This is a genomic window from Mesorhizobium sp. ESP7-2 (assembly GCF_020164715.1).
Classification (GTDB): domain Bacteria; phylum Pseudomonadota; class Alphaproteobacteria; order Rhizobiales; family Rhizobiaceae; genus Mesorhizobium.
The window spans coordinates 40,412-60,445 of sequence record NZ_JAIUGQ010000008.1 but is presented as its reverse complement, the minus strand read 5'-3'; the positions used below and the strand labels follow the sequence as shown (position 1 = coordinate 60,445).

Annotated in this window: 19 protein-coding genes; 10 read left to right on the top strand and 9 right to left on the bottom strand. The window is 63.8% G+C overall.

Annotation, left to right across the window (positions count from 1 at the left end; all coding sequences use genetic code 11):
* The first annotated feature begins 23 nt into the window (after nt 1-23).
* The 10 genes from LB543_RS10495 to LB543_RS10455 all read left to right on the top strand — a co-directional run bounded on the left by LB543_RS10495 (nt 24) and on the right by LB543_RS10455 (nt 9,292).
* On the top strand, nt 24-1,022 hold the full coding sequence (locus tag LB543_RS10495; RefSeq protein WP_140759107.1) for an ABC transporter permease: 999 nt from the start codon (nt 24-26) through the stop codon (nt 1,020-1,022).
* 177 nt (nt 1,023-1,199) lie between these two features.
* On the top strand, nt 1,200-2,027 hold the full coding sequence (locus tag LB543_RS10490) for an AraC family transcriptional regulator (RefSeq protein ID WP_224614037.1): 828 nt from the start codon (nt 1,200-1,202) through the stop codon (nt 2,025-2,027).
* Between the two features lie 115 nt (nt 2,028-2,142).
* Nucleotides 2,143-2,586, top strand: coding sequence for an SRPBCC family protein (locus tag LB543_RS10485; protein ID WP_224614036.1), 444 nt, complete (start codon nt 2,143-2,145; stop codon nt 2,584-2,586).
* 11 nt (nt 2,587-2,597) lie between these two features.
* Entirely contained in the window at nt 2,598-3,386 is a 789-nt protein-coding gene (locus LB543_RS10480; protein ID WP_224614034.1) for an FAD binding domain-containing protein, read from the top strand.
* Between the two features lie 53 nt (nt 3,387-3,439).
* Nucleotides 3,440-3,922: a (2Fe-2S)-binding protein gene (locus LB543_RS10475; protein WP_140811998.1), complete on the top strand. Its 483-nt coding sequence runs from the start codon at nt 3,440-3,442 to the stop codon at nt 3,920-3,922.
* An 11-nt stretch (nt 3,923-3,933) separates the two neighbouring features.
* Nucleotides 3,934-5,301 (top strand): xanthine dehydrogenase family protein molybdopterin-binding subunit, encoded by a 1,368-nt coding sequence (locus LB543_RS33900; RefSeq protein WP_263498661.1) that lies wholly within the window; start codon nt 3,934-3,936, stop codon nt 5,299-5,301.
* 1 nt (nt 5,302) lies between these two features.
* Nucleotides 5,303-6,304, top strand: coding sequence for a xanthine dehydrogenase family protein molybdopterin-binding subunit (locus LB543_RS33895; protein WP_263498660.1), 1,002 nt, complete (start codon nt 5,303-5,305; stop codon nt 6,302-6,304).
* A gap of 8 nt (nt 6,305-6,312) precedes the next feature.
* Nucleotides 6,313-7,194 (top strand): AAA family ATPase, encoded by an 882-nt coding sequence (locus tag LB543_RS10465; RefSeq protein ID WP_140759119.1) that lies wholly within the window; start codon nt 6,313-6,315, stop codon nt 7,192-7,194.
* A 92-nt stretch (nt 7,195-7,286) separates the two neighbouring features.
* Nucleotides 7,287-8,405: a vWA domain-containing protein gene (locus LB543_RS10460; protein WP_224614032.1), complete on the top strand. Its 1,119-nt coding sequence runs from the start codon at nt 7,287-7,289 to the stop codon at nt 8,403-8,405.
* Entirely contained in the window at nt 8,405-9,292 is an 888-nt protein-coding gene (locus LB543_RS10455) for an amidohydrolase family protein (RefSeq protein WP_224591918.1), read from the top strand. Before LB543_RS10460 ends, LB543_RS10455 begins: the two co-directional genes overlap by 1 nt.
* A gap of 47 nt (nt 9,293-9,339) precedes the next feature.
* Here LB543_RS10455 and LB543_RS10450 read toward each other — a convergent pair whose 3' ends face one another.
* The 9 genes from LB543_RS10450 to LB543_RS10410 all read right to left on the bottom strand — a co-directional run bounded on the left by LB543_RS10450 (nt 9,340) and on the right by LB543_RS10410 (nt 19,976).
* Nucleotides 9,340-10,605 (bottom strand): ABC transporter substrate-binding protein, encoded by a 1,266-nt coding sequence (locus LB543_RS10450; RefSeq protein ID WP_224614030.1) that lies wholly within the window; start codon nt 10,603-10,605, stop codon nt 9,340-9,342.
* Nucleotides 10,606-10,631: 26 nt separating this feature from the next.
* Nucleotides 10,632-11,462, bottom strand: coding sequence for a carbohydrate ABC transporter permease (locus tag LB543_RS10445; RefSeq protein WP_140759125.1), 831 nt, complete (start codon nt 11,460-11,462; stop codon nt 10,632-10,634).
* The gene (locus LB543_RS10440) at nt 11,459-12,382 is read right to left on the bottom strand and encodes a carbohydrate ABC transporter permease (RefSeq protein WP_224614028.1); all 924 of its coding nucleotides are present in this window, start codon (nt 12,380-12,382) and stop codon (nt 11,459-11,461) included. Before LB543_RS10440 ends, LB543_RS10445 begins: the two co-directional genes overlap by 4 nt.
* On the bottom strand, nt 12,375-13,532 hold the full coding sequence (locus tag LB543_RS10435) for an ABC transporter ATP-binding protein (RefSeq protein WP_224614026.1): 1,158 nt from the start codon (nt 13,530-13,532) through the stop codon (nt 12,375-12,377). The genes LB543_RS10440 and LB543_RS10435 overlap by 8 nt, the downstream gene beginning before the upstream one ends.
* Nucleotides 13,529-14,365 carry a metallophosphoesterase family protein gene (locus LB543_RS10430; protein WP_224614024.1) on the bottom strand — a complete coding sequence of 279 codons (837 nt, stop codon included), beginning with the start codon at nt 14,363-14,365 and terminating at the stop codon, nt 13,529-13,531. The genes LB543_RS10435 and LB543_RS10430 overlap by 4 nt, the downstream gene beginning before the upstream one ends.
* 144 nt (nt 14,366-14,509) lie before the next feature.
* Entirely contained in the window at nt 14,510-14,920 is a 411-nt protein-coding gene (locus LB543_RS10425; protein WP_224614022.1) for a carboxymuconolactone decarboxylase family protein, read from the bottom strand.
* A gap of 384 nt (nt 14,921-15,304) precedes the next feature.
* A complete protein-coding gene (locus LB543_RS10420) occupies nt 15,305-16,801 on the bottom strand; it encodes a sugar ABC transporter ATP-binding protein (RefSeq protein ID WP_224614020.1) in 1,497 nt (498 codons plus the stop codon).
* Nucleotides 16,801-17,856 (bottom strand): hypothetical protein, encoded by a 1,056-nt coding sequence (locus LB543_RS10415; RefSeq protein ID WP_224614018.1) that lies wholly within the window; start codon nt 17,854-17,856, stop codon nt 16,801-16,803. Before LB543_RS10415 ends, LB543_RS10420 begins: the two co-directional genes overlap by 1 nt.
* Nucleotides 17,853-19,976 (bottom strand): ABC transporter permease, encoded by a 2,124-nt coding sequence (locus LB543_RS10410; protein ID WP_224614017.1) that lies wholly within the window; start codon nt 19,974-19,976, stop codon nt 17,853-17,855. The genes LB543_RS10415 and LB543_RS10410 overlap by 4 nt, the downstream gene beginning before the upstream one ends.
* Between the last annotated feature and the right edge of the window lie 58 nt (nt 19,977-20,034).

Below are 20,034 nucleotides of genomic sequence, written 5' to 3'. Positions count from 1 at the left end.
GGGCAGCGCAGGAAAGGTCTATAATGGCAGTCACCCTTGACCAGACGATCGCGCAGAAGCAGCACAGCTTCCTGTCGCGCCTGTTCTCCAGCCAGACTTTCTGGGTGGTGATCGCCGTCATCCTAGCCTGTATTTTCCTGTCCTTCGCCACCGACGCCTTCGCCACCTCGAAGAACCTCTACAACATCACCCGCAACATCACCTTCGTCGCCATCGTCGCGCTCGGCATGACCTTCGTCATCATCACCGGCGGCATCGACCTGTCGGTCGGCTCGGTACTGTGCCTGTGCTCGATGGTGCTGGCCGTCACCATGCATGCCGGCTTTTCGATCGAGATCGGCATTCTGGCCTCGATCGCCACCGCGCTCGTCATCGGCGCCTTCAATGGCGTTTTTATCGCCTATCTGGGCTTTCCGCCCTTCGTGGTCACGCTCGGCATGCTGTCGATCGCCCGCAGCCTTGCCATGGTCGCCTCCAACAACACCGTCGTCTTCCAGTTCGGGCCGGACCACGACAAGCTTCTGGCGCTCGGCGGCGGCGCCTGGCTGTTCGGCATCGCCAATCCGGTGCTCTACATGATCCTGCTGGCCCTGATCACCGGTTTCATCCTGCGCTGGACAAAGTTCGGCCGCCATATCTTCGCTATTGGCGGCAACGAGCACGCGGCGACGCTGACCGGCGTCCCGGTGCGCCAGATCAAGGTCGCCGTCTACATGATCTCGGCGCTGTCAGCCGGCATTGCCGGTATCATCGAGACAGGCTGGCTCGGCGCCGTCACCACCAATCTCGGCAACGGCATGGAACTGCAGGTGATAGCCGCCACCGTCATCGGCGGCGCCAACCTCGCCGGCGGTATCGGCACTGCCTTCGGCGCCATCGTTGGTGCTGCCCTCATCGAGGTGATCCGCAACAGCCTCGGCCTGCTTGGCATCAACGCCTTCTGGCAAGGCACCTTCATCGGCGGCGCCATCCTGCTGGCGGTTCTGTTCGACCGCATCCGCAATTTCAGGCGCAGCGACTGAGAGCGCGTCGTCGGAGCGTTGTTCGTTCCGGCTCTCCTATCCCTCAGTCTGAAAATCGGCTGAAGCCGACCTCCATTGGTAGCGGCCAACAGCCGCTACCTTGACGGATACCGAAAACCGGCCGCACAATCCCCCTGCGAGCGAAGGGAGGCCAGTCGCTTGCGGGAGGATATACCCATGACGGAAGCGATCAGGCTCTACTGGGGCCGGTTCGGACATGTTTCTGTCCTGAATGTCGCGAGCGACTTCGTCACCCATGCACATATCGAGGCACATCTGATCATCTGGCTCGAAGGCACCGCCGGCGAGATGACCATCGGCCGTGAGACGGTCCGCCTCGGCCCGGGCACCGCCGCCGGCATCAACTCGCTGCAGCCGCACAGCCACGTCCTGTCCCAGGACGGCAGGCCGGGCCTGTTCCTGGCCTTCTACATCGACCCGGACTGGGCGCGCCGGCGCCGCGACCTGCCGTCCAGCGCCCCGCTATTCTCACAGGCGGCGATCGCGCTCGAGCCATGGCTGCACCAGGCCGCCGCCAGCCTGCTCGACCATCTCACCGACAATGAAAGCGTCGACGATATCGCCAATTACGAGATCGAGCGCTTCATCGACTCGGTGCTCGACGCCGCCGACGCCTCGGCGCCGCGGGAGGCGCGCGGCCGCATAAACACGATGCAGGATTTCCGCGTCCGCAAGGCGATCCAGCTGATGAAGGCCAATGTCTGCGAGCGCATCTCGTTCGACGATGTCGCCCGCGCCGTTGGCCTGTCCAGGCCGCATTTCTTCGCTCTGTTCAAGGAACAGACCAGTCTGACGCCCAACGTCTACTGGAACACGCTGCGCATGGAGGAAGCGGTGCGGCAGTTGCAATGGTCGCGGGAGCCGCTCATCTCGGTCGCCTGCAACCTCGGATTCACCACGCAGGGTAATTTCTCGCGCTTCTTCCGCGATCATGTCGGCGTGCCGCCGACGCTCTACCGCGAGGCCGCGCGGGCGACGGCCTGACCGGGCGGCCGTCTGTTTTTCAGACTGGTTGATACACGCCCGAGACGCATTGATAAGCGCTGCCCAATCAAGCGCCTTACCCTTGCCGCAACGATCATTCGGAAGGGAACATTTCATGGCGAAAGTCACCATCTCCAGCGTCATCGACGCGCCGGTCGAAAAGGTCTGGGCACGCATACGCGACTTCAACGGCCTGCCGGGCTGGCACCCACGCATGGTCGAGAGCCATATCGAGGACGGCAAGCATGCAAGCACGATCGGCTGCGTGCGCAACTTCCAGCTCGCCAGCGGCGCCCGCTTGCGCGAAAAACTGCTCGACTTCTCCGATGACGATTTCCTGGTCAGCTATTCCATCCTGGAAACGCCGCAGCCGCTCACCAACCACAAGGCGACTCTGCAGCTCAGGCGCGTCACCGATGGCGACCGCACCTATGCCGAATGGACCGCCAGCTTCGACGCTGCCCCCGAGGAAGCCGACAAGCTGGCCGAAGGCATGGGCGCCAATGTTTTTCAAGGCGGCTTCAATGCATTGAAGAACCATTTCGCCGGCCAGAGCTGAAGGAGCGGGCAATGGCGCTGGCGCTGCAGACTTTTGCAACGGTAAAAGACGCGAACGCCGCGCTGAAGTCCGCCGGCACGCGCTATCTCGGCGGGGGTACACTCGTCGTCCGCGCGGCCAATGAAGGCGACGTCTCGGTCTCCGGCCTTGTCAGGTCGACCGATCCGGCCCTGTCGGCCATCGAGGTCCGCGGCGGCAAGGTCCGCGTCGGCGCCTCGGTGACCATGGTGGAGATCGCCCGCCATCCCGAACTCGGTGCCCTTGCCAAGGCCGCCCGCGCCGTCGGCGGCCCGGCGATCCGCAATATGGCGACCGTCGGCGGCAATCTGTTCGCGCCGGCGCCCTATGGCGATTTCGCCGTCGCCCTGCTGGCACTCGATGCAACGGTCGGCACCGATGACGGAGAAACACCCATCGAGACCTTCCTGGCCGGGCGTGACGATGGCCGCGCCATCGTCACGTCGGTCAGTTTCACGAAGGCCGGCAGCTTCCGCTTCCTCAAAGTGTCGCGGGTCAAGCCCAAGGGGGTCTCGGTGCTGAGCATCGCGATCGTTCTGGAACAGGCTGGAGGCGGGACCGTGTCCTCGGCGCGGATCGCGCTCGGCTGCATGGCCGATCGGCCGATGCGTGCCAAGGCAGCGGAAAAAGCGCTACTCGGTAGGACGCTCGACCCGGATGGCATCGCACCGGCGCTGGCAGCGGCGGGCGACGGCACTTCGCCCATCACCGATCCAATCGCCAGCGCCTGGTATCGCGCTGAAGTCCTGCCGGTCCACCTCGGCAGGCTGCTGCTCAGCTAATCACACGTGGGGGCGCGCGCTTGCCCTGCGGGGCAGGCGCGCAAGGAGGAAGAATGGCAAAGGTCCCGGTTCAATTCACGCTCAATGGGTCTGAAAAGGCCGAATTCATCGACAGCGGCACGACGCTGCTCAACGCCTTGCGCGACAAGATCGGCGACACCTCGCCGAAGGGCGGCTGCCACCAGGGCACCTGCGGCGCGTGCTCCGTCATCATCGACGGCGAGTTGAGGCTCTCCTGCCTGACGCTGGCCGAGACCTGCAACGGTGCAATGATCACCACCACATCGGGCCTTGCCGAAGGCGGCGTGCTGCATCCGCTGCAACGAGCTTTCCTCGACACATTCGCCACGCAATGCGGCTTCTGCACGCCGGGCATGATCATGGCCGCCAAGGTGCTGCTCGACCACACCCCCAATCCCAGCCGCGAGGACGTCGTCGAGGCGCTGTCCGGGAACATCTGCCGTTGCACTGGCTACGAGCCGATCATCCAGGCGGTGCTCGCCGCCGGCCGCGCCAATTCGCAGAACGCGGCCTGAGGGACCAAGGAATGGAACTGCGCAAGAACTACTTCGCCGACGTCCGCAAGGACGGTCTGCATGAGATCGGCCAGCCCCGGCCACGTTCGGATTCGCCCGGCCACGTCACTGGCAAGACCGCCTTTTTCGCCGACCGTAATTTCCCCGGCATGCTGCACCTGAAGATGGTGCGCAGCCCGCACCACCATGCCCGCATCCGCTCGATCGACACCTCGGAGGCGGAGAAGCATCCGGGTGTCGTCAAGGTGCTGGCGGCCAAGGATGTGCCGCACAATGTCTACACCATTCTGATCCTGATCCAGATCGGGCCGGAGGACGAGACGGTGCTGGCCGACGGCAAGGTGCGCTGGAGGGGCGAGGCCGTCGTGGCGGTGCTGGCCGAAACCGAGCGCGCCGCCCAGGAAGCCGCCGCCAAGGTCAAGGTCGACTATGAGGTGCTGCCCGCCGTCTTCGACATGGAGGAAGCGCTGAAGCCAGGCGCGCCCATCGTCAACGAATATCACGGCCAGAACTATTACCTCTATGACAGCGGCGCGTGCCGCAAGGTGCGTTTCGGCGATGTCGAGGCGGGCTTTGCTCAGGCCGATCACGTGCTGGAGCAAAGCTATCAGTCCTCGCCTATCGAGCATGCGCCGACCGAGACCACCGGCTGCGTGGTGGCGCCCGAAGGCAATGACCGCTTCACCTGCTACACCAACACGCAGGCGATGTTCTTCACCCTCGACAACACATCGATCATCCTGCAGATGCCGGGCAGCAAGCTGCATTTCGTCGGCGGCACGGTCGGCGGCGGTTTCGGCGGCAAGGTCGATGTCATCGTCGAGCCGATCGCCATCCTCGGCGCAAAATTAACCGGGCGACCGGTCTTTTTTGTCTACAGTCGCGAGGAGGAGATGCAAATCTCCTCGCCCCGCGCGGCCGAAAAAGTCGTCATCAAGGACGGCATCATGAAGGACGGCCGCATCGTTGCCCGGAAAGTCACCGGCTACAGCGATGCCGGCGCCTACTCGCGCCACTCGCCCTATGGCGCGCAGAAGGGCGCCGGGCATTATCCCGGCCCCTACACCATCCCGAATGTCTGGATCGATACCTACTGCGTCTACACCAACCGCACGCCGTCGTCGGCCATGCGCGGCTTCGGCGTCACCATCGGCGACTTCGCGCTAGAGGTGCAGATGGACAAGCTGGCGCGGCTGATCGGAATGGACCCGCTCGAATTCCGTTTCATCAACGCCTATCGCGACGGCGACATGAAGGCGCATCGCCAGCCGACGGAGGGTGCGGCACTCATCGAATGCATGCAGGAAGCCTCGCGCGCCGCAAACTGGCCGGTGGCTGAGAAATACATGGCGATGTCCTCCTACAAGAACGGAGCTTGAGATGGCGATCAGGCGCGGACGCGGCGTCGCCGCGATCAACTATCCCACCGGCATGAACCTCGGCGGCGACCCGACACAGGCGTTGGTGCATTCGACACCGACCGGCAATTTCATGGTCACGCTGTCGTCGGTCGATCTCGGCCAGGGCATGAAGCAGATCATGGCGCAGATCTGCGCCGAAACGATCGGCGTGCCGACCGACCGTGTCGTCGTCGACACCGCCGACACCGACACCGGCCCGCACTGCATGGGCACCTTCGCCTCGCGCGGCACCCACCGCGCTGGCAATGCCGTGATCCAGGCCGCCAGGGAAGCGCGCCAGGTGATGCTGGAAGTGGCGGCCGAGGAACTGGAGGTGAACGCCTCGGATCTCGAAACCGACGGCCAGGGCAACATACTGGTCAAGGGTGCGCCGCAGAAATCGATCTCGATCTTCGATGTCGCACTGTCGGCGCATTTCCAACGCGGCCGCTCCATCTCCGGCCGCGGCATGTTTTTGATCCCGCGCTCCTACCCGGAGAAAGAGACCGGCGCGATGAAGCCGTCGACCTGTTACGCCCATGCCTGCACGGTCGCGGAAGTCGAGGTCGACGACGAGACCGGCGAAGTGACGGTGCTGACAGTGAAGAACGTCTTCGAGATCGGCCGCGCGCTGAACCCGAAAATGGTCGAGCAGCAACTGGTCGGCGGCTCCTGGATGGGCATCAGCCATGCGCTCTACGAAACGACCGAGCCCTATTATCCCAACCGCGACCATGGCGGCACCGACTTCAACCAGTATCTGATGCCCGGTCCCGGCGACCTCGCCGAGACCGAAATCATCGTGCTGGAGCGACCGTCGGCGGACGGACCGTATGGCGCCAAGGGGCCCGGCGAGATGTGCGCCAACCCGCAAATACCGGCGGTCGCCAATGCCGTCTTCGACGCCGTCGGTGTGCGCATCGACACGCTGCCGATCACGCCGGAGCGCATTTTGCGGGCGTTGAAGGCACAAGCGAACTGAGTGCCGAAATGCCCGAGGTGAACACCGAGACTGTCGCGACCTCGCCGGAGTCGGTGGCGCAGCATCTTGCCGCCTCGCGCTATCTCGCTGATGACAGCCTGGCCACCGCGATCTTTCTCGCGATCCGGCTCGGCAAGCCGCTGCTGCTCGAAGGCGCGCCAGGCGTCGGCAAGACGGAAGCGGCCAAGGCGATCGCCGAACTGCTCGGTCGTGATCTGGTGCGGCTGCAATGCTACGAAGGCATCGACGCCGCGCATGCGCTCTACGAATGGAACTATCAGCGCCAACTGCTCGCCATCCGCCATGCCGGCGAGCACGAGATCGACATCTATGACGACCGCTTCCTGATTGCCCGTCCGCTGCTGCAGGTATTGAAGGCGCCGCAGCAGCGCGTGTTGCTGGTCGACGAGATCGACCGCTCGGACCATGAATTCGAAGCGCTGCTGCTGGAGTTCCTCTCCGACTTCCAGATCAGCATTCCCGAGCGCGGTACTATCCGCGCCGAGGCACAGCCGATCGTCATCCTGACCTCGAACCGTACCCGCGAACTTGCCGAGGCGCTGCGCCGCCGCTGCGTCTATCACTGGATCGGCTACCCCGACGCCGAACGCGAGGCAGCCATCATCATGTTGCGCGCCGGCGATGTAGCTGAAGGCACCGCACGCGCGGTGGCGGCGGCCGTGCAGACCATCCGCGCCCGCCCGCTGGCCAAGCCTCCTGGCATCGCCGAGGCGGTCGAATGGGCAAACGCGGCGACCATTCTTGAAAAAGGCGGCAGCCCGTGGCCGGAAGCCTTCCGCCGCGCCATCGGCGTGCTGATCAAGGACGAGGAAGACCTCTCCTACATCGCGCCGGAGCTTGGCCGCATCGTCGAGGAGGCGCTGGCGTGAGCCGCGACCTTGACAATCCCTTCTCCCCGTTCACGGGGAGAAGGTGCCCCGAAGGGGCGGATGAGGGGCAGCGCGAACGGCGGCGGAAAAGCTTGCCCCGTTCCGCCGCACCCTTCCTCGGCTTCGGCCGGCTGCTGCGCCGCTACGGTTTCGCCATCGCCCCCGAACAAGTCTCCAGCTTCATGCAGGCGGTAACCTTGCTTGGCCCCCGCTCGATGGCCGATATCCGTGAAGCAGCCCTTGCCACACTGGCACCGCCGCCCGACCGACGCGACGAATTCGAGGTGCATTTCCAGAGCCATTTTTACGACAACACGTCAGCCGTGGTCGAAGGCGACGCCGACGAAGAGACCCGTATCAAGGATGATGGCGGCGCCGACGACGAGCGTATCGAGGCCGAGCAGCGGCAGGAAGGCGGTGAGCTATCTTCGGCGCTGGAGCAGTTGAGCCGCCGCGACTTCCAGCGCGACAACGACAGACTGACCGTCTTTCGCCGCCAACTGTCGAGCGCCCTGCCCTCGCGCCGCTCCTTCCGCACGGTGCGCACCCATTCGCGTGGCAAGCTCGACCTGCGCCGCTCGCTCAGGGAAATCGTCAGCGCCGACGGCGATGTCCCCTCGCCCTTGTTGCGCCGCCGCCAGACCGTGCCGCGCAAGCTGCTGATCCTCATCGACGTTTCAGGCTCGATGAAGCTGCACACGGCTGACTACCTCAAGCTCGCGCATGCCGCCGTGCAGGGCGCGGACCGCGCCGAGATCTTCACCTTCGGCACGCGGCTGACCCGCATCACCACGGCGTTGCGCATCCGCGACCGCGAGCAGGCGCTGGCGCGCGCGGCCGCCCAGGTCGACGACTGGGACGGCGGAACCCGCATGGGTCCGACGCTGCTCGCCTTCCTTTCAGTGCCGCGTTTCTCCGCCTTCGCGCGCGGGGCAGCGATCGTTATCCTCTCGGACGCGCTGGAGCGCGGCGACCATGCCGAACTGGAGACCGCGATGCGCCGGCTAAGCGCCCGCGCCTTTCGGCTGTCATTGGCAACACCTTTGGCCGGCGACCCGCGTTTCCAGCCGGCAACGGCGGCACTCCGCGCCATCCTGCCAGTGCTCGACGATCTGGTCGATGGTTCGTCGGTGAACAGCCTCACCGATTTCATCCTGTCGCTCGCCCGCCCTGCCCCGGCGGCTGCGACAATCTGGAAAAGGGTATCCTGATGCAGAAAGCCATCGACGCGCATTTCCACATCTGGCGCCAGCAGGACCAGCCCTGGCTGGTCGGGCCGATGGTCCCGCGCATCTTTGGCCCCTACGAGCCGATCCGCCGCGACTATCCGATCACGGAATTCCTCGAAGACCAGAAAGGCGCCGGCGTCGAGAAGGCGGTCTACGTCCAGACCAACTGGGCCAAGGAGGATTTCGAGAAGGAAGTCGGCTTCCTGCAGAAAACGGCCGACGAGACCGGCTGGCCGCACGCCATCGTCGGCTACACCGACATGACGGTGGACGATGTCAGGCCCCAGATCGACCGCTTGAAAAAATATCCGCTGCTGCGCGGTGTGCGCATGCAACTGCATTGGCACGAGACGCCGGCCTTCCGCTTCGCCGCCTCAGCCGATCAGGTGATCGACCCGAAGGTGCGGGCCAATGTGGCGCGGCTGAAGGATTATGGCCTGTCCTTCGATTTGCAGCTCTTTCCTGCCCAGATGAAGGACGGGCTGACGCTGGTCGGCGAGAACCCCGAAACCAATTTCATTCTCACCCATGCCGGCATGCTGACCGGCACGGACGCGGAAACCACGGAAGCCTGGAAAGCTGGCCTGCGCACGCTGTCGGCGGCGCCGAACTTCTACGCCAAGCTGTCCGGCCTCGGCACTTTCATCCACCGCAACGACCCGGCGCTGATCGCCTATATCGTCGACAACGCGATCGAAATATTGGGCGCGGACCATCTGATGTTCGGCTCAAACTTCCCGATCGAGAAGTTGTGGACCAGCCACGCCGAACTGATCACGGCGCACCGGGATGCGGTGGCGAAGCACGGTCCAGCTGCCGAGGCGGATATCTTCTGGAATACGGCGGAGAAGATCTATCGACCAGCTTGACCGCCCGGCGTCGCCGCGCCATTGGCGCGGCGAGGCTCTGGCAGGCCTTATTGCGTCGGCAGCATGCCTTCGACGTCGCTTGCCGCATCAGTGAGCGCTTCCTTCGGGGTCGCCGACTGGTCGACGATCCGCGACAGGTTGTCGACGATGGTCTGCGTCACCTTCACACCGTTGGTGCCCGGGAAGGCATACCACGGAACCATCAGCGGCATCTGGCTGAGTCCGGCCCGGAACAGCGGGTTCTTCTTGTAGAAATCGCCGAGATATTCCGGCGATTTCGCCGCGAGTTCATTGTTGGGGACATAGCCGGTGCCGGGCACGACGACCGACGCGCCATAAGGGCCGGCGGCGAATTTCGCGAATTTCCAGGCAGCGTCCTGCTTGGCGGCATCCTTGGTCAGGATGACCACGGCGTTGCCGCCGGTCGGCAGATGGCCGTTGGCCGGATCGATCAGCGGGATCTTGGCCGTGCGCAGCGTGAACTTGCCGCCGACATTCTTGATGGTGTTGACCAGCCCGCCGGTGGACTGGAATTCGAAGCCGACCTTGCCGGCCGCGAAAGCCTGCTCGCCAGCCGGCTTGGTGAAGACCGGCATGCCGCCCTCCTTCACCATCCGCTGCAGGATTTCCACCGCCTTCTCGCCTTCCGGCCCGTTGAAGGCGACCTTGCTTTCGTCCTCGTTCAGCATCTTGCCGCCGGCGCCGAACAGCAGCGCCGAGAACATCCAGTCGTCGCCTTGCCAGCGGAAGTCGATGCCGTCGACGCCATTGCCGAGCGCCTTGATCTTGCCGCCGAGCGCGATCACCTCGTCCCAGGTCTTGGGCGGATTGTCCGGATCGCCGCCGGCGGCTTTCATGAGGTCGGCATTGTAATACATGATCGGGTTCGAGGTGGCGAAGGCGAGGCCGACCTGCTTACCGTTGACCTGCGCCAGCTTCAGGATCGCGTCGGAAAAGCCGAGTTCCGCCATGTTGCCTTCCTTCTTGACCAACGGGCCAAGATCGACGGCAACGTCGCGTTCGTTGAGCATGCGGAGGCGATTAAGGCCGATGAAGGTGATGTCGGGCATCTCGTCGGTGCCGGCCTGGCGAAGGATGGTCTGGATACCTTCCTCATAGGTGGCGGACGGGCTGGCGAACTGGATCTTGATGTCGGGATTTTCTTCCATGAACTTCTTCGAGATCGTGTCCATCACGTTCTTGAAGAAGCCGGGCATCGGATAATGAACCGTCAGCGTCGTGTCGGCATAGGCCGGAAGGGCGAACGCCAGCGAGACCGCCGCCGCTGCGAGAATCCTGGGAAGTTGCTTCATATGCTGGTGCTCCTGGTTCGACCCGGTCAGCCTTTGAGACCGGTCATGGTGATGCCTTCGACGAAGCGCTTCTGTGCGAACAGGAAGGCGACGACGAGTGGAAGGGTGATGATCAGCGTGGCGGCCATCAGCGCGCCGTAGTCGTCGCCTGCCTCGGCGGCACGGAAATACATCAGGCCGAGCGGTGGCGTGGCGTAGGCCTGCTTGCTGACGGCGATCAGCGGCCAGTAGAGATCGTTCCAGTGCGCGACAACCGAGAAGATCGCGAAGGCGGTGACTGCCGGCCACGCGTTGGGAACGATGACGCGCGCCACGATCCCAAGCTCGGACATGCCGTCGAGCCGCGCCGCGTGGATGAGGTCGTCGGGCATGGCGCGGAAGAACTGCAGGAACATGAAGATCGCGAACACCGAGATGGTGAACGGCGCGACCAGCGCGGTGTAGCTGTTGAGCAGCGACATCCTGTCGAAGGCGACATAGAGCGGCAGCGCCGTGGCATGGATCGGCACCAGCAGGCCGAGCATGACGAGCACCATCATCAGCCGGGCGGCGCGGAACTTCAGCTTGGCCATGGCGTAGGCGCAAGGAATGGCGACCAGCACCTGGAAGAAGAAGATGAGGGCGCACACAAGGACGCCGTTCCACAGCAACGTTGCCATCGGCACCTTGCTCAGCGCCTTGGCGAAATTCTCGGCGAAATAGAAATGCTCGGGGATGAGCGACAGCGACGAGGTGAAGATGTCGCTCTGCGTCTTGCCCGCCGTCGAGATCATGAAAATGTAGGGCGCGAGGATCATCAGCGCGCCGAGCGAAAGCAGGGCGAAGCGGATGATGCGGCCGGCCGGAATGCTGGTCATGTGTAATGCACCCGCCGGTCGAGCACGCGGTATTGGAGAAGCATCAGCACGACGAGGATAGCCAGGAAGACCACCGTCATCGCCGAGGCATAGCCGACGCGCAGATAGACGAAGCCTTCCTGGTAGATGGTGAACAGCAGCACTTCGGAGGCCTTGTTAGGCCCGCCGTCGGTCAGCATCTTCACAGTCTCGAAGACCTTCACCGCATTGGTGATGCTGATGGTGACGACGAACAGCGTCGTCGGCCCGAGCATCGGCCAGGTGACCAGGAAGAACCGGTCGAGCGCCGATTTCGCGCCGTCGACGTGAGCGGCGGCATAGAGCTCGCGCGGGATTGCCGTCAGGCCCGCCAGGAACAGCACCATGTTGAAACCGACCGACTGCCAGACGCCGATGATCGACAGGCTGTAGAGCACGGTGTTCGACGCGCCGAGCCAGTTCGGGCCGGGAATACCGGCCAGTGCAAGCAGTGCGTTGAGCGGTCCGATCGTCGGATGGAAAAGATATTGCCAGACGGTCGCCATGGCCACGATCAGCGACGCCACCGGCAGGAAATAGACGGTGCGGAAGAAGCCACGCGCACGCGGTTCGCCTTCGATCAGCAAGGCAACGCCGAGACCGAGCACGATCGAGACCGGTGCGACGATCGCCGTATAGACCGATGTGTTCCACAGCGATCTGCGGAAGGTGCGGTCGGTCAGGAGATGCGCGTAGTTCTCGAAGCCGACCAGGCGAAATTTGCCATAGCCGAGCTCGAAGTCGGTGAAGCCGAGGAAGATGACGGCAACAACCGGCAACAGCACGAACAGCAGCAAAAGCACGATCGCCGGAGCCGCCAGCAGCCAGGCGATCCGGTCCTCGCTGCGCCTGTGAAGTGCGGCGGCGCTCGGGACATTGCCCGCCAGCGCGATGCTAGACATAGGCCGGCTCCTGGCGTGCGGGCGCCGCAGTCGCCGTGCGCAGCCGCTTTCCCTCCGGCCCGAAGACCATGGCCTGTTCGGGTGACAGAAGGACACCCACCGGCATTCCCGCAATCAGGTCCCTCGCCTCGTGCGGCACCAGCTTGGCGATGACGTTGTCGCCGGTCGCGTCGAGCCGGCAATAGGCAACGACCTCCGACCCGAGGAATTCCAGACGCTCGATCCGCCCGGCAGGGCCGCTTCGCCCGCTGGGAGACAGTTTGACGAATTCGGGCCGGATACCGAGGCTGACCGGGCCGTTCGCCACTTTCTCCAGCAAGGCCAGTCGGATGCCCTCGAAACTGATTCGACCGTTTTCGGCGAGCGCCGGTATGATGTTGATCCTCGGCTGGCCGACGAAACGGGCGACCTCGATATGGGCGGGATCGTTGTAGATCGCCTCGGGCGCGGCGAGTTGCAGCAGATTGCCGCCGATCATCACCGCGACGCGGTCGGCCATCGAAAGCGCTTCGGCCTGGTCATGCGTCACATAGAGCGTCGGAACGCCGGCGCGGCGGTGCAGTTCGACGATCTCGCCGCGGGCATGGACGCGCAGATTGGCATCGAGGTTGGAGAGCGGTTCGTCCATCAGGAAGATGCTGGGATGGCGCACCATGGCGCGCGCCAGGGCCACGCGCTGCCGCTGCCCGCCCGACATCTGACCAGGCTTGCGGTCGAGCAGATGGTCGATCTTGAGCAGGGTCGCCATTTCGCGGACATCCCGCGAAATCCCGGCGTGGATCTCTTTCTGACCCGGCAGGGCCGAGCCGACCAGCGGCAGACGCTGCGTCCGGCTCAGCCGCTTCATGGCCAGCGGAACCGCGATGTTCTGGCCGGCGGTCAGATGCGGATAGAGCGCGTAGGACTGGAACACCATGGCGATGTTGCGATCGGCCGCGGCGACCGCCGACATGTCCTTGCCACCGACGAAAATCTCGCCGCTGTCGGCATGATCAAGCCCGGCGAGGATGCGCAGCAAGGTGCTTTTGCCGCAGCCCGAGGGACCGACCAAAGCAATGAACTCGCCTGCTTCCACATCGAGGCTGACGCCGTTCAGGACTGCATTGCCGCCAAAGGACTTGTTCAGATCGCGAAGCGAGAGCGCGCTCATGACGCGACCTTCCTGCGAACCTTGTGCGCCTCGTGCGGATAAACCTCCTCGACCACGTCGTCGAGGACATGGACGCTCATGCCGGGGATCGCGACGATCTCGCTGATGACTGTGTCGCCGAATTCATGCACGATCGCGCCGAGCAGCCGCTCGCCCGGCATGTCGCGCTCCATGTCGCCGACGACGAAGGCCGCCGACGGACCCCATACCAGAGCGGTGTTTTCGTATTTGCCTTGCCATGCCCGGTGCAGGTGGCCGCTCGCAAACAGCGCCACATCATGGGCAGCGATCAAATCGTAGAGACGCTGCCTCTGTGCCGGGCGGATACTCCAGTAACCGGTATCGCCCTCCCCAGGTTCATCGATGAACAGCGGCTTGTGCGCGAACAGCGCGGCGCGCCGGCCGCCACGGCTTTCCAGCTCGGCACGCAGCCATTCGAACTGGGCCTCTTCCTCAGCATCATCGAAGCCCATCAGCAGGCTGTCGAGACCGATAAATCGCCAGTTTCCGGCGTCCTCCGTCCAATAATCAGGGCCAACCAACCGGCGCCAGCGCTCGAGCCCCCCCGCATTGACTGGCTGCAGCGAGCCGGGCAGATGGCCGACATCGTGATTGCCGGGCACCAGCAGCATCGGGACCGAGATTTCCCGCATCAGCTCCATGCAGAAGCTGATATCGGCGTCCTTGTCGGCGCCGTCGACACTGAGGTCGCCGGTGTGGATGACGAGGTCGGCGCCGCTTTGCGCGATCCAGGCGGCGAGCGGCTCCCAATTGCCGTTGAAATGCGGCTTGGTCGGACTGAAATGGGTATCGGTGATCTGGACGATTTTCATGCCGGCTCCACTGCGAGAGCCGGCTGCCGGAGAACCACCGGCGCGACTTCGCGTGGGGTCTCCTTAGTGCCGTTACATGTCACTTCCTTAACAGGCTGGGGACAAATTTTCCTTCCACGCCGATTGGCCGGCTGGCTCCTAGACCTAACTCTTCACCTCGAATTGCGGATCGACTGGAATCTGCATGGCAGTGACCAGATGGTTGGTCTGGCCAGCGAGACCGATGATCGACACCAGTTCGCCGTGTTGCGCGTCGGTCATGCCCTTTGTCCGGGCGGCGGCCGTGTGCGAATGGACGCAGTAGGTGCAACCATTGGCGGTCGACACCGCGATATAGATCATTTCCTTGGTCAGCGGGTCGATGGCGCTGTCCGCGACCATTACCACCTTCAACTGCTCCCAGATCCGCTTCAGCGCCGCCGGATCATTGGCCAACCCGCGCCAGAAATTGTTGACGAAATCCGATTTGCGTGTCGCGCGGATATCGTCGAACACCGCCTTCACCGCCGGGATTTTTTCCACCTCGGCATCGCTCAGGAGTCTTGTGGTGGCCATGGTGCGGTCCTTTCGTTTGGAATGGGTGGGTTGGGGATAACGAGTAAAGGCGGCCACTCACGTCGGATGATTCGGTTTTGGCGTGTCTCGGAAACCTTTAAAGGTGCGCCTCGGACCCAAGCTTCGTCATTCTAGGGCGAAGCAGGAGCGAAGCTCCGTCGCGGAGACCCTAGACTCCATGCCGCGACCTTGGCCAATGGGTGCGACGGTGCAAAATTCTCCACTGCTGTGTCGCTCTGACGTCGCGGCATGGATCCTGGGGTCTGCGCCGCGTCGCTTCGCTCCTTGCTTCGCCCCAGGATGACGAAGTGATCGTCGTGTCGGCTAATCTCCGAAGCCTGCAGCAAGGGTTGTCAGACATATCGGGTATTCCTCCAACACACCCTAATGCACCGCCGCATACATGATCTTCTCCTCCGTCGCCTCCGCCGGCGAAAACTCCTCGACGATACGCCCCTGCCGGCACACGAGAATGCGATCCGACAGGTTCATGATCTCCGGCAAATAGGACGAGATGACCACCACAGCCAGGCCCTCGTCGGCCAGCCGGTTGATGATCTGGTGGATCTCGGCGATGGCGCCGACATCGACGCCGCGCGTCGGTTCGTCGAAGATGACGATACGCGGCTGCTGCACCAGCCCCTTGCCGATCACCACCTTCTGCTGGTTGCCGCCGGACAGCTCGACGACGCGGGCATTGTCGTTGATCGCCTTGATATTCAGCGTCTTGGTCAATTCCGCCGAAAGCTGGCGCATCTCCTGCTGGTTGATCACCCAGGCCTGTTCGCGGCCCGCCGCCAGCAGCCCGCCGAACAGGTTTTCGGCAATACCCATCGTCTCGAAGATGCCTTCGCTCTTGCGGTCCTCGGTGACATAGACGATGCCGTCCGCCACCGCTTCGCTAGGCACGAGGTAGCGCACCGGCCTGTCGTCGAGTTCGATCGCCCCACCGCGCAGAAAATCGCGCTTGTAGATACCCGACACGATCTTGAAGGTCTCGGTGCGGCCGGAGCCGATCAGCCCGAACACACCGGTGATCTGGCCCTCGAAGATCGAGAAGGAATTGTTGCGCACGACATTGCTCATCGAGATATCCTGCACCGACAGCACCTTCTTACCGGGCATGCGCAGCCTGGCCTCGTCGCGCTGGCGGTAGATCTGTCCCGACAGCGTGCGCCCGACCATGGCGGCGACGATCTTGTCGCGGTCGAAGGCCGACGTGTCGTCGGTGATGACCAGTTCGCCGTCGCGCAGGATGGTGATGCGGTCGGCGATCATCAATGCCTCTTCCAACGCGTGGCTGATGAAGACGATCGAGACACCGTTCGCCTTCAGCCGCCGGATCAGCGCGAAGAAATGCCGCTTCTCCTCGGGCGTCAGCGTCGCTGTCGGTTCGTCGAAGATGATGATCTCGGCATTGTGGTGGACGGCGCGCGCGATCTCGACCATCTGCCGCTTGGCGGCACCCAGCGTCGCCACCATGGCGTTCGGATCGACCGGAAAATTCAACGACTGCAGGAACTGCTGTGCTGAAATATACGTGCCGCGCAACCGGTTGAGGAATTTTTCGGTACCGAGATAGAGGTTCTGCGCCACTGTCATCGACGGCACCAGGCTGGTCTCCTGGAACACCATGGCGATGCCGGCCTCGAGCGCGGCATGCGGCGAGGCGTAGGAGATCTCCTGGCCCTTGTGCAACATCTTGCCCGACGTGGCGTCGACCACCCCGGCAATGATCTTGGTCAGCGTCGACTTGCCGGCACCATTCTCGCCGAGAAGCGCATGGATTTCGCCCTTGCGTAGCTCGAAGGTGACATTCTTGACCGCTGGCACGCCACGGTAATTCTTGGTGACATTCTCGAGGCGAACGATCGGCTCCATCAGAAACCTCCCGAGGCGAGGTCGACGGCCAGCACGCAATCGCCGCCCCTGGAAGCGATGAACAGGCGACCATCCTTTTCCACCGCGCTGCAGATACCGTGGCGCGTACCGTTGGCGCGGCTGTGCAGGCTGAATTGCGGCTGCATGTCTCGGTCGAGCCGGACCACCAGCCCGTAGGAGCGGCTGGGCGACCACGGCTTGTGAATGCCCATGGTGCGGATGCCGCCGCATTGCAGCGGTTCGAGGAAACTGCGGTTGGATGCCAGCGCCGGGGCAATCCAGTAGGCCGGCGGCACCTGGTCGATCATGTCCTGGCGATACTGCGTTTCCTGCAGCACGAATTCGATCAGCCGGTTGCGTGGAGCGAACAGGGTCAGCCACGCCCCGCCATCGCCGGCCGGCGACAGCCGCGCGGGATAGCCTGGCAGATGCGTCAGCACGGTCGAGCGGCTGCCGGTCGCTCCATCGAAGCGCACGAGTTGATGGCGCCAGCTTTCGCTCACCAACAAATCGTCGCCAAGAATGTGAAGCCCATAGGGAAAGGCGATGTCGCCGGCCACCTTGCGGAACTTGTCACCCGCCGCGTCCCGTTTCCAAAGCGAACCGGACGCGCCCTTCGTCATCAGGTCGGCGGCCCATTGCGACGACGCGAATTCGGCCGAACCATCGGCCAGCCACAGCGTACCGTCTCCTGCGTAGGCGAGCGCGGTAATGCAGCGGATTCCTGCCGGCATGGATACCTCCCTGCCCGCTATCGACAGTTTGCCGCTCTCCAGCCCCACCGCCAGTTCGCCTGAAGGCGACAGCGCCAGCGCCGTGACGGGAGACGGAAAGGTCTCGACGACGACAGGTTCCACACCAGCAACAAGCGAATAGACGGCGTTGCCGCTGGAGGCCAGCAGCGGGCCATCGGCAACCAGCAGATTGTCCGGCTCGGTCAGCTCGGCGAAAGCCGGCGCGTCATCGAGCCGCGTGTTGGGACGGAAGGCACCGTCGAGCGGTGGGATGGTCACCGCCTTGCCGCGAAACATATCCAGGATCGGATCGAGGATCATGGCTTCGCTCCCCAATAGGAAGCGGGGCTGGTCCAGTTCGGGTCGGCGCCTGATATCTTGTAGCGGCCGATGCGGTTGTTGAGGATGCCGCCGACGAACAGATATCCCTTGTGCTCGCGCATCGAGGTGACCATCGGATGCGCGCCGCCCATCAAGTCGCCCATCGCCTCGACGATGCCGCCCTTCTCGTTGAATTTCACCACGCCGCCGGTGTTGATGTTGGGGAACAGCCATTCGTCCTGCGGCAGCCGGCGCGTCATGCGCTTGCGCATGTCGGGGTGACGCAGCGAGAGATCGAAGCTCGGCGTGCGCATGCCCAGCCACGCCATCCAGTAATTGCCGTCCGACGCACGGTTGATGTTGTCGGGATAGCCCGGCATGTCGCGGATGACGCATTCGGCGGTGCCGGCCTTCGGCCCTTCCAGCCAGTAGCGATGCACACGGCAGGCCCAGCTTTCGGCGAAGAACAGCGACTTGCCGTCATGCGCCATGCAGACACCATTGGTGTAGCGATAGCCGTCGAGCAGCGTCTTTGTCGACCCATCCCTGGGGTCGTAGACCAGCAGCCGGCCGGTAGCGCGGTTTTCGATCGAGTCCAGCGCCCAGTCATGGGCGTCATAGCGCTTGGTCGAGTCCGTAAAATAGATGCGGCCGTCCGGCGCGATGTCGCAATCATTGGGATCGCGCAGCCGGGCATCGTCGACGATAGAAGTCCAGGAGCGCGACGTCTCAGCCGACAGGCGTTTCACCTCCCGATCCGGCGAAACCGAATACAGCCCCATGGCGCCGACGCAGCTGATCAGATTGCCCGACTTGTCAAAGGCGAGCCCCAGCGGAAAGCCGCCAATATGGGCGAACACTTCCGATCTGGCATAATCGGGCGCGAAGAAGCGGACGATCTCGCCATGGCGGGTACCGCAATAGAGATTGTCGTCGCGGTCGAGGATGACGTCTTCCGGCCCCTCGAGCTCGCCAAGTCCGATATGGTCCGCCCCCGACAACCGGTTGTCGAGTGCGTAAGGCGTGCCCGAGCCCGGCACCGCGGACTGTGTTTCGCCCATCTTGAGATAGACCGGCGCGACATAGACCTCGTTCAGCACCTTGTGGCGATTCTTCAGCCAACGGATGTCGATGGTCACCGCCACAGCAAGCATGATGCCGAGCACCATCTGGTTGGTGCCGGTGCCGTAGCCAAGCCGGATCAGCCCGTTGGTCATGGTCAGCACGATGATGGCGCCCATCAGGCCCTTGATCACCGAGCCGCGCCCGCCGCCGAGGCTGACGCCGCCGACCACCGCCGCCGTCAGCGCCATGATCTCGAGATTGAGGCCGGTGCCTGGCCCCGCCCCGCTCAAGCGGCAGGCGATGAGAAAGCCGCCGATCGAGGCGCAGAAACCGGAAAAGACATAGGTCATGAACACGGTGCGGCGCACCCTGATGCCGGCATTGTGCGCCGAGCGCCGGGAGCCGCCCACCGCCAGCACATGCCAGCCGGGGCGTGAGCGCGTGAGCGCGATATGAGTGACGATGGCCAGGATGATCGCCAGCCACACCGAGACGGACAGGCCCCAGAAAGTGCTGTCGCCGATGAAATCGAGCACGTCGGACGTAGCGGTCGAAAGCTGCACGTCGGCGGCATAGGTGGTGACGAGGATGTCGAACAGCGCCCGCCCGAAGATGAAGGTGACGAGCGTGGTCAGAAACGCCCGCAGCCGCAGATACCCGACAAGGTAGCCATTGATGGCGCCGAAGACGAGGCCGGTGGCGAGCGAGGCGGCAAGCGCCAGCCAGATCGACTGTTCGAGGATGAAGAAGACATAGACCGCGGAAAAGCAGGATAGCGCGAAGATCGAGCCGACCGACAGATCGATGCCACCGCCCAGCATGACCACCGTCATGCCGGTGACCACCATCGAGAATTCTCCCAACTGGCGGGTCGATTCCTGCAGCGAAGTCAGCTTGAAGAAGCCCGGAATGATCGAGCCGAACACGCCGAGCGTCGCCACCAAAGCCAGGAAGGGAATGGCGTTGTCGGTCCAGCGCTTGGTCAGGATCTCGCCGACCAGATGGTCGGGCACGAGATTGTAGCGCCAGGACTGCAGGCGTTCGCGAAAGGTCATCAGGTCACTGCTGCCAAGTCTGGGGCCACGAGAGAAAGAGGCGGCCGGACAATCCGGC

What these genes read in the sequence shown, in the direction of transcription:
- LB543_RS10440 (WP_224614028.1), bottom strand. Translation starts at nt 12,382, where the DNA reads ATGTCTAGCATCGCGCTGGCGGGCAATGTCCCGAGCGCCGCCGCACTT.
- LB543_RS10465 (WP_140759119.1), top strand. Translation starts at nt 6,313, where the DNA reads ATGCCCGAGGTGAACACCGAGACTGTCGCGACCTCGCCGGAGTCGGTG.
- LB543_RS10480 (WP_224614034.1), top strand. Translation starts at nt 2,598, where the DNA reads ATGGCGCTGGCGCTGCAGACTTTTGCAACGGTAAAAGACGCGAACGCC.
- LB543_RS33895 (WP_263498660.1), top strand. Translation starts at nt 5,303, where the DNA reads ATGGCGATCAGGCGCGGACGCGGCGTCGCCGCGATCAACTATCCCACC.
- LB543_RS10435 (WP_224614026.1), bottom strand. Translation starts at nt 13,532, where the DNA reads ATGAGCGCGCTCTCGCTTCGCGATCTGAACAAGTCCTTTGGCGGCAAT.
- LB543_RS10415 (WP_224614018.1), bottom strand. Translation starts at nt 17,856, where the DNA reads ATGATCCTCGATCCGATCCTGGATATGTTTCGCGGCAAGGCGGTGACC.
- LB543_RS10475 (WP_140811998.1), top strand. Translation starts at nt 3,440, where the DNA reads ATGGCAAAGGTCCCGGTTCAATTCACGCTCAATGGGTCTGAAAAGGCC.
- LB543_RS10490 (WP_224614037.1), top strand. Translation starts at nt 1,200, where the DNA reads ATGACGGAAGCGATCAGGCTCTACTGGGGCCGGTTCGGACATGTTTCT.
- LB543_RS10445 (WP_140759125.1), bottom strand. Translation starts at nt 11,462, where the DNA reads ATGACCAGCATTCCGGCCGGCCGCATCATCCGCTTCGCCCTGCTTTCG.
- LB543_RS10455 (WP_224591918.1), top strand. Translation starts at nt 8,405, where the DNA reads ATGCAGAAAGCCATCGACGCGCATTTCCACATCTGGCGCCAGCAGGAC.
- LB543_RS10425 (WP_224614022.1), bottom strand. Translation starts at nt 14,920, where the DNA reads ATGGCCACCACAAGACTCCTGAGCGATGCCGAGGTGGAAAAAATCCCG.
- LB543_RS10430 (WP_224614024.1), bottom strand. Translation starts at nt 14,365, where the DNA reads ATGAAAATCGTCCAGATCACCGATACCCATTTCAGTCCGACCAAGCCG.
- LB543_RS10495 (WP_140759107.1), top strand. Translation starts at nt 24, where the DNA reads ATGGCAGTCACCCTTGACCAGACGATCGCGCAGAAGCAGCACAGCTTC.
- LB543_RS10410 (WP_224614017.1), bottom strand. Translation starts at nt 19,976, where the DNA reads ATGACCTTTCGCGAACGCCTGCAGTCCTGGCGCTACAATCTCGTGCCC.
- LB543_RS10485 (WP_224614036.1), top strand. Translation starts at nt 2,143, where the DNA reads ATGGCGAAAGTCACCATCTCCAGCGTCATCGACGCGCCGGTCGAAAAG.
- LB543_RS10420 (WP_224614020.1), bottom strand. Translation starts at nt 16,801, where the DNA reads ATGGAGCCGATCGTTCGCCTCGAGAATGTCACCAAGAATTACCGTGGC.
- LB543_RS33900 (WP_263498661.1), top strand. Translation starts at nt 3,934, where the DNA reads ATGGAACTGCGCAAGAACTACTTCGCCGACGTCCGCAAGGACGGTCTG.
- LB543_RS10450 (WP_224614030.1), bottom strand. Translation starts at nt 10,605, where the DNA reads ATGAAGCAACTTCCCAGGATTCTCGCAGCGGCGGCGGTCTCGCTGGCG.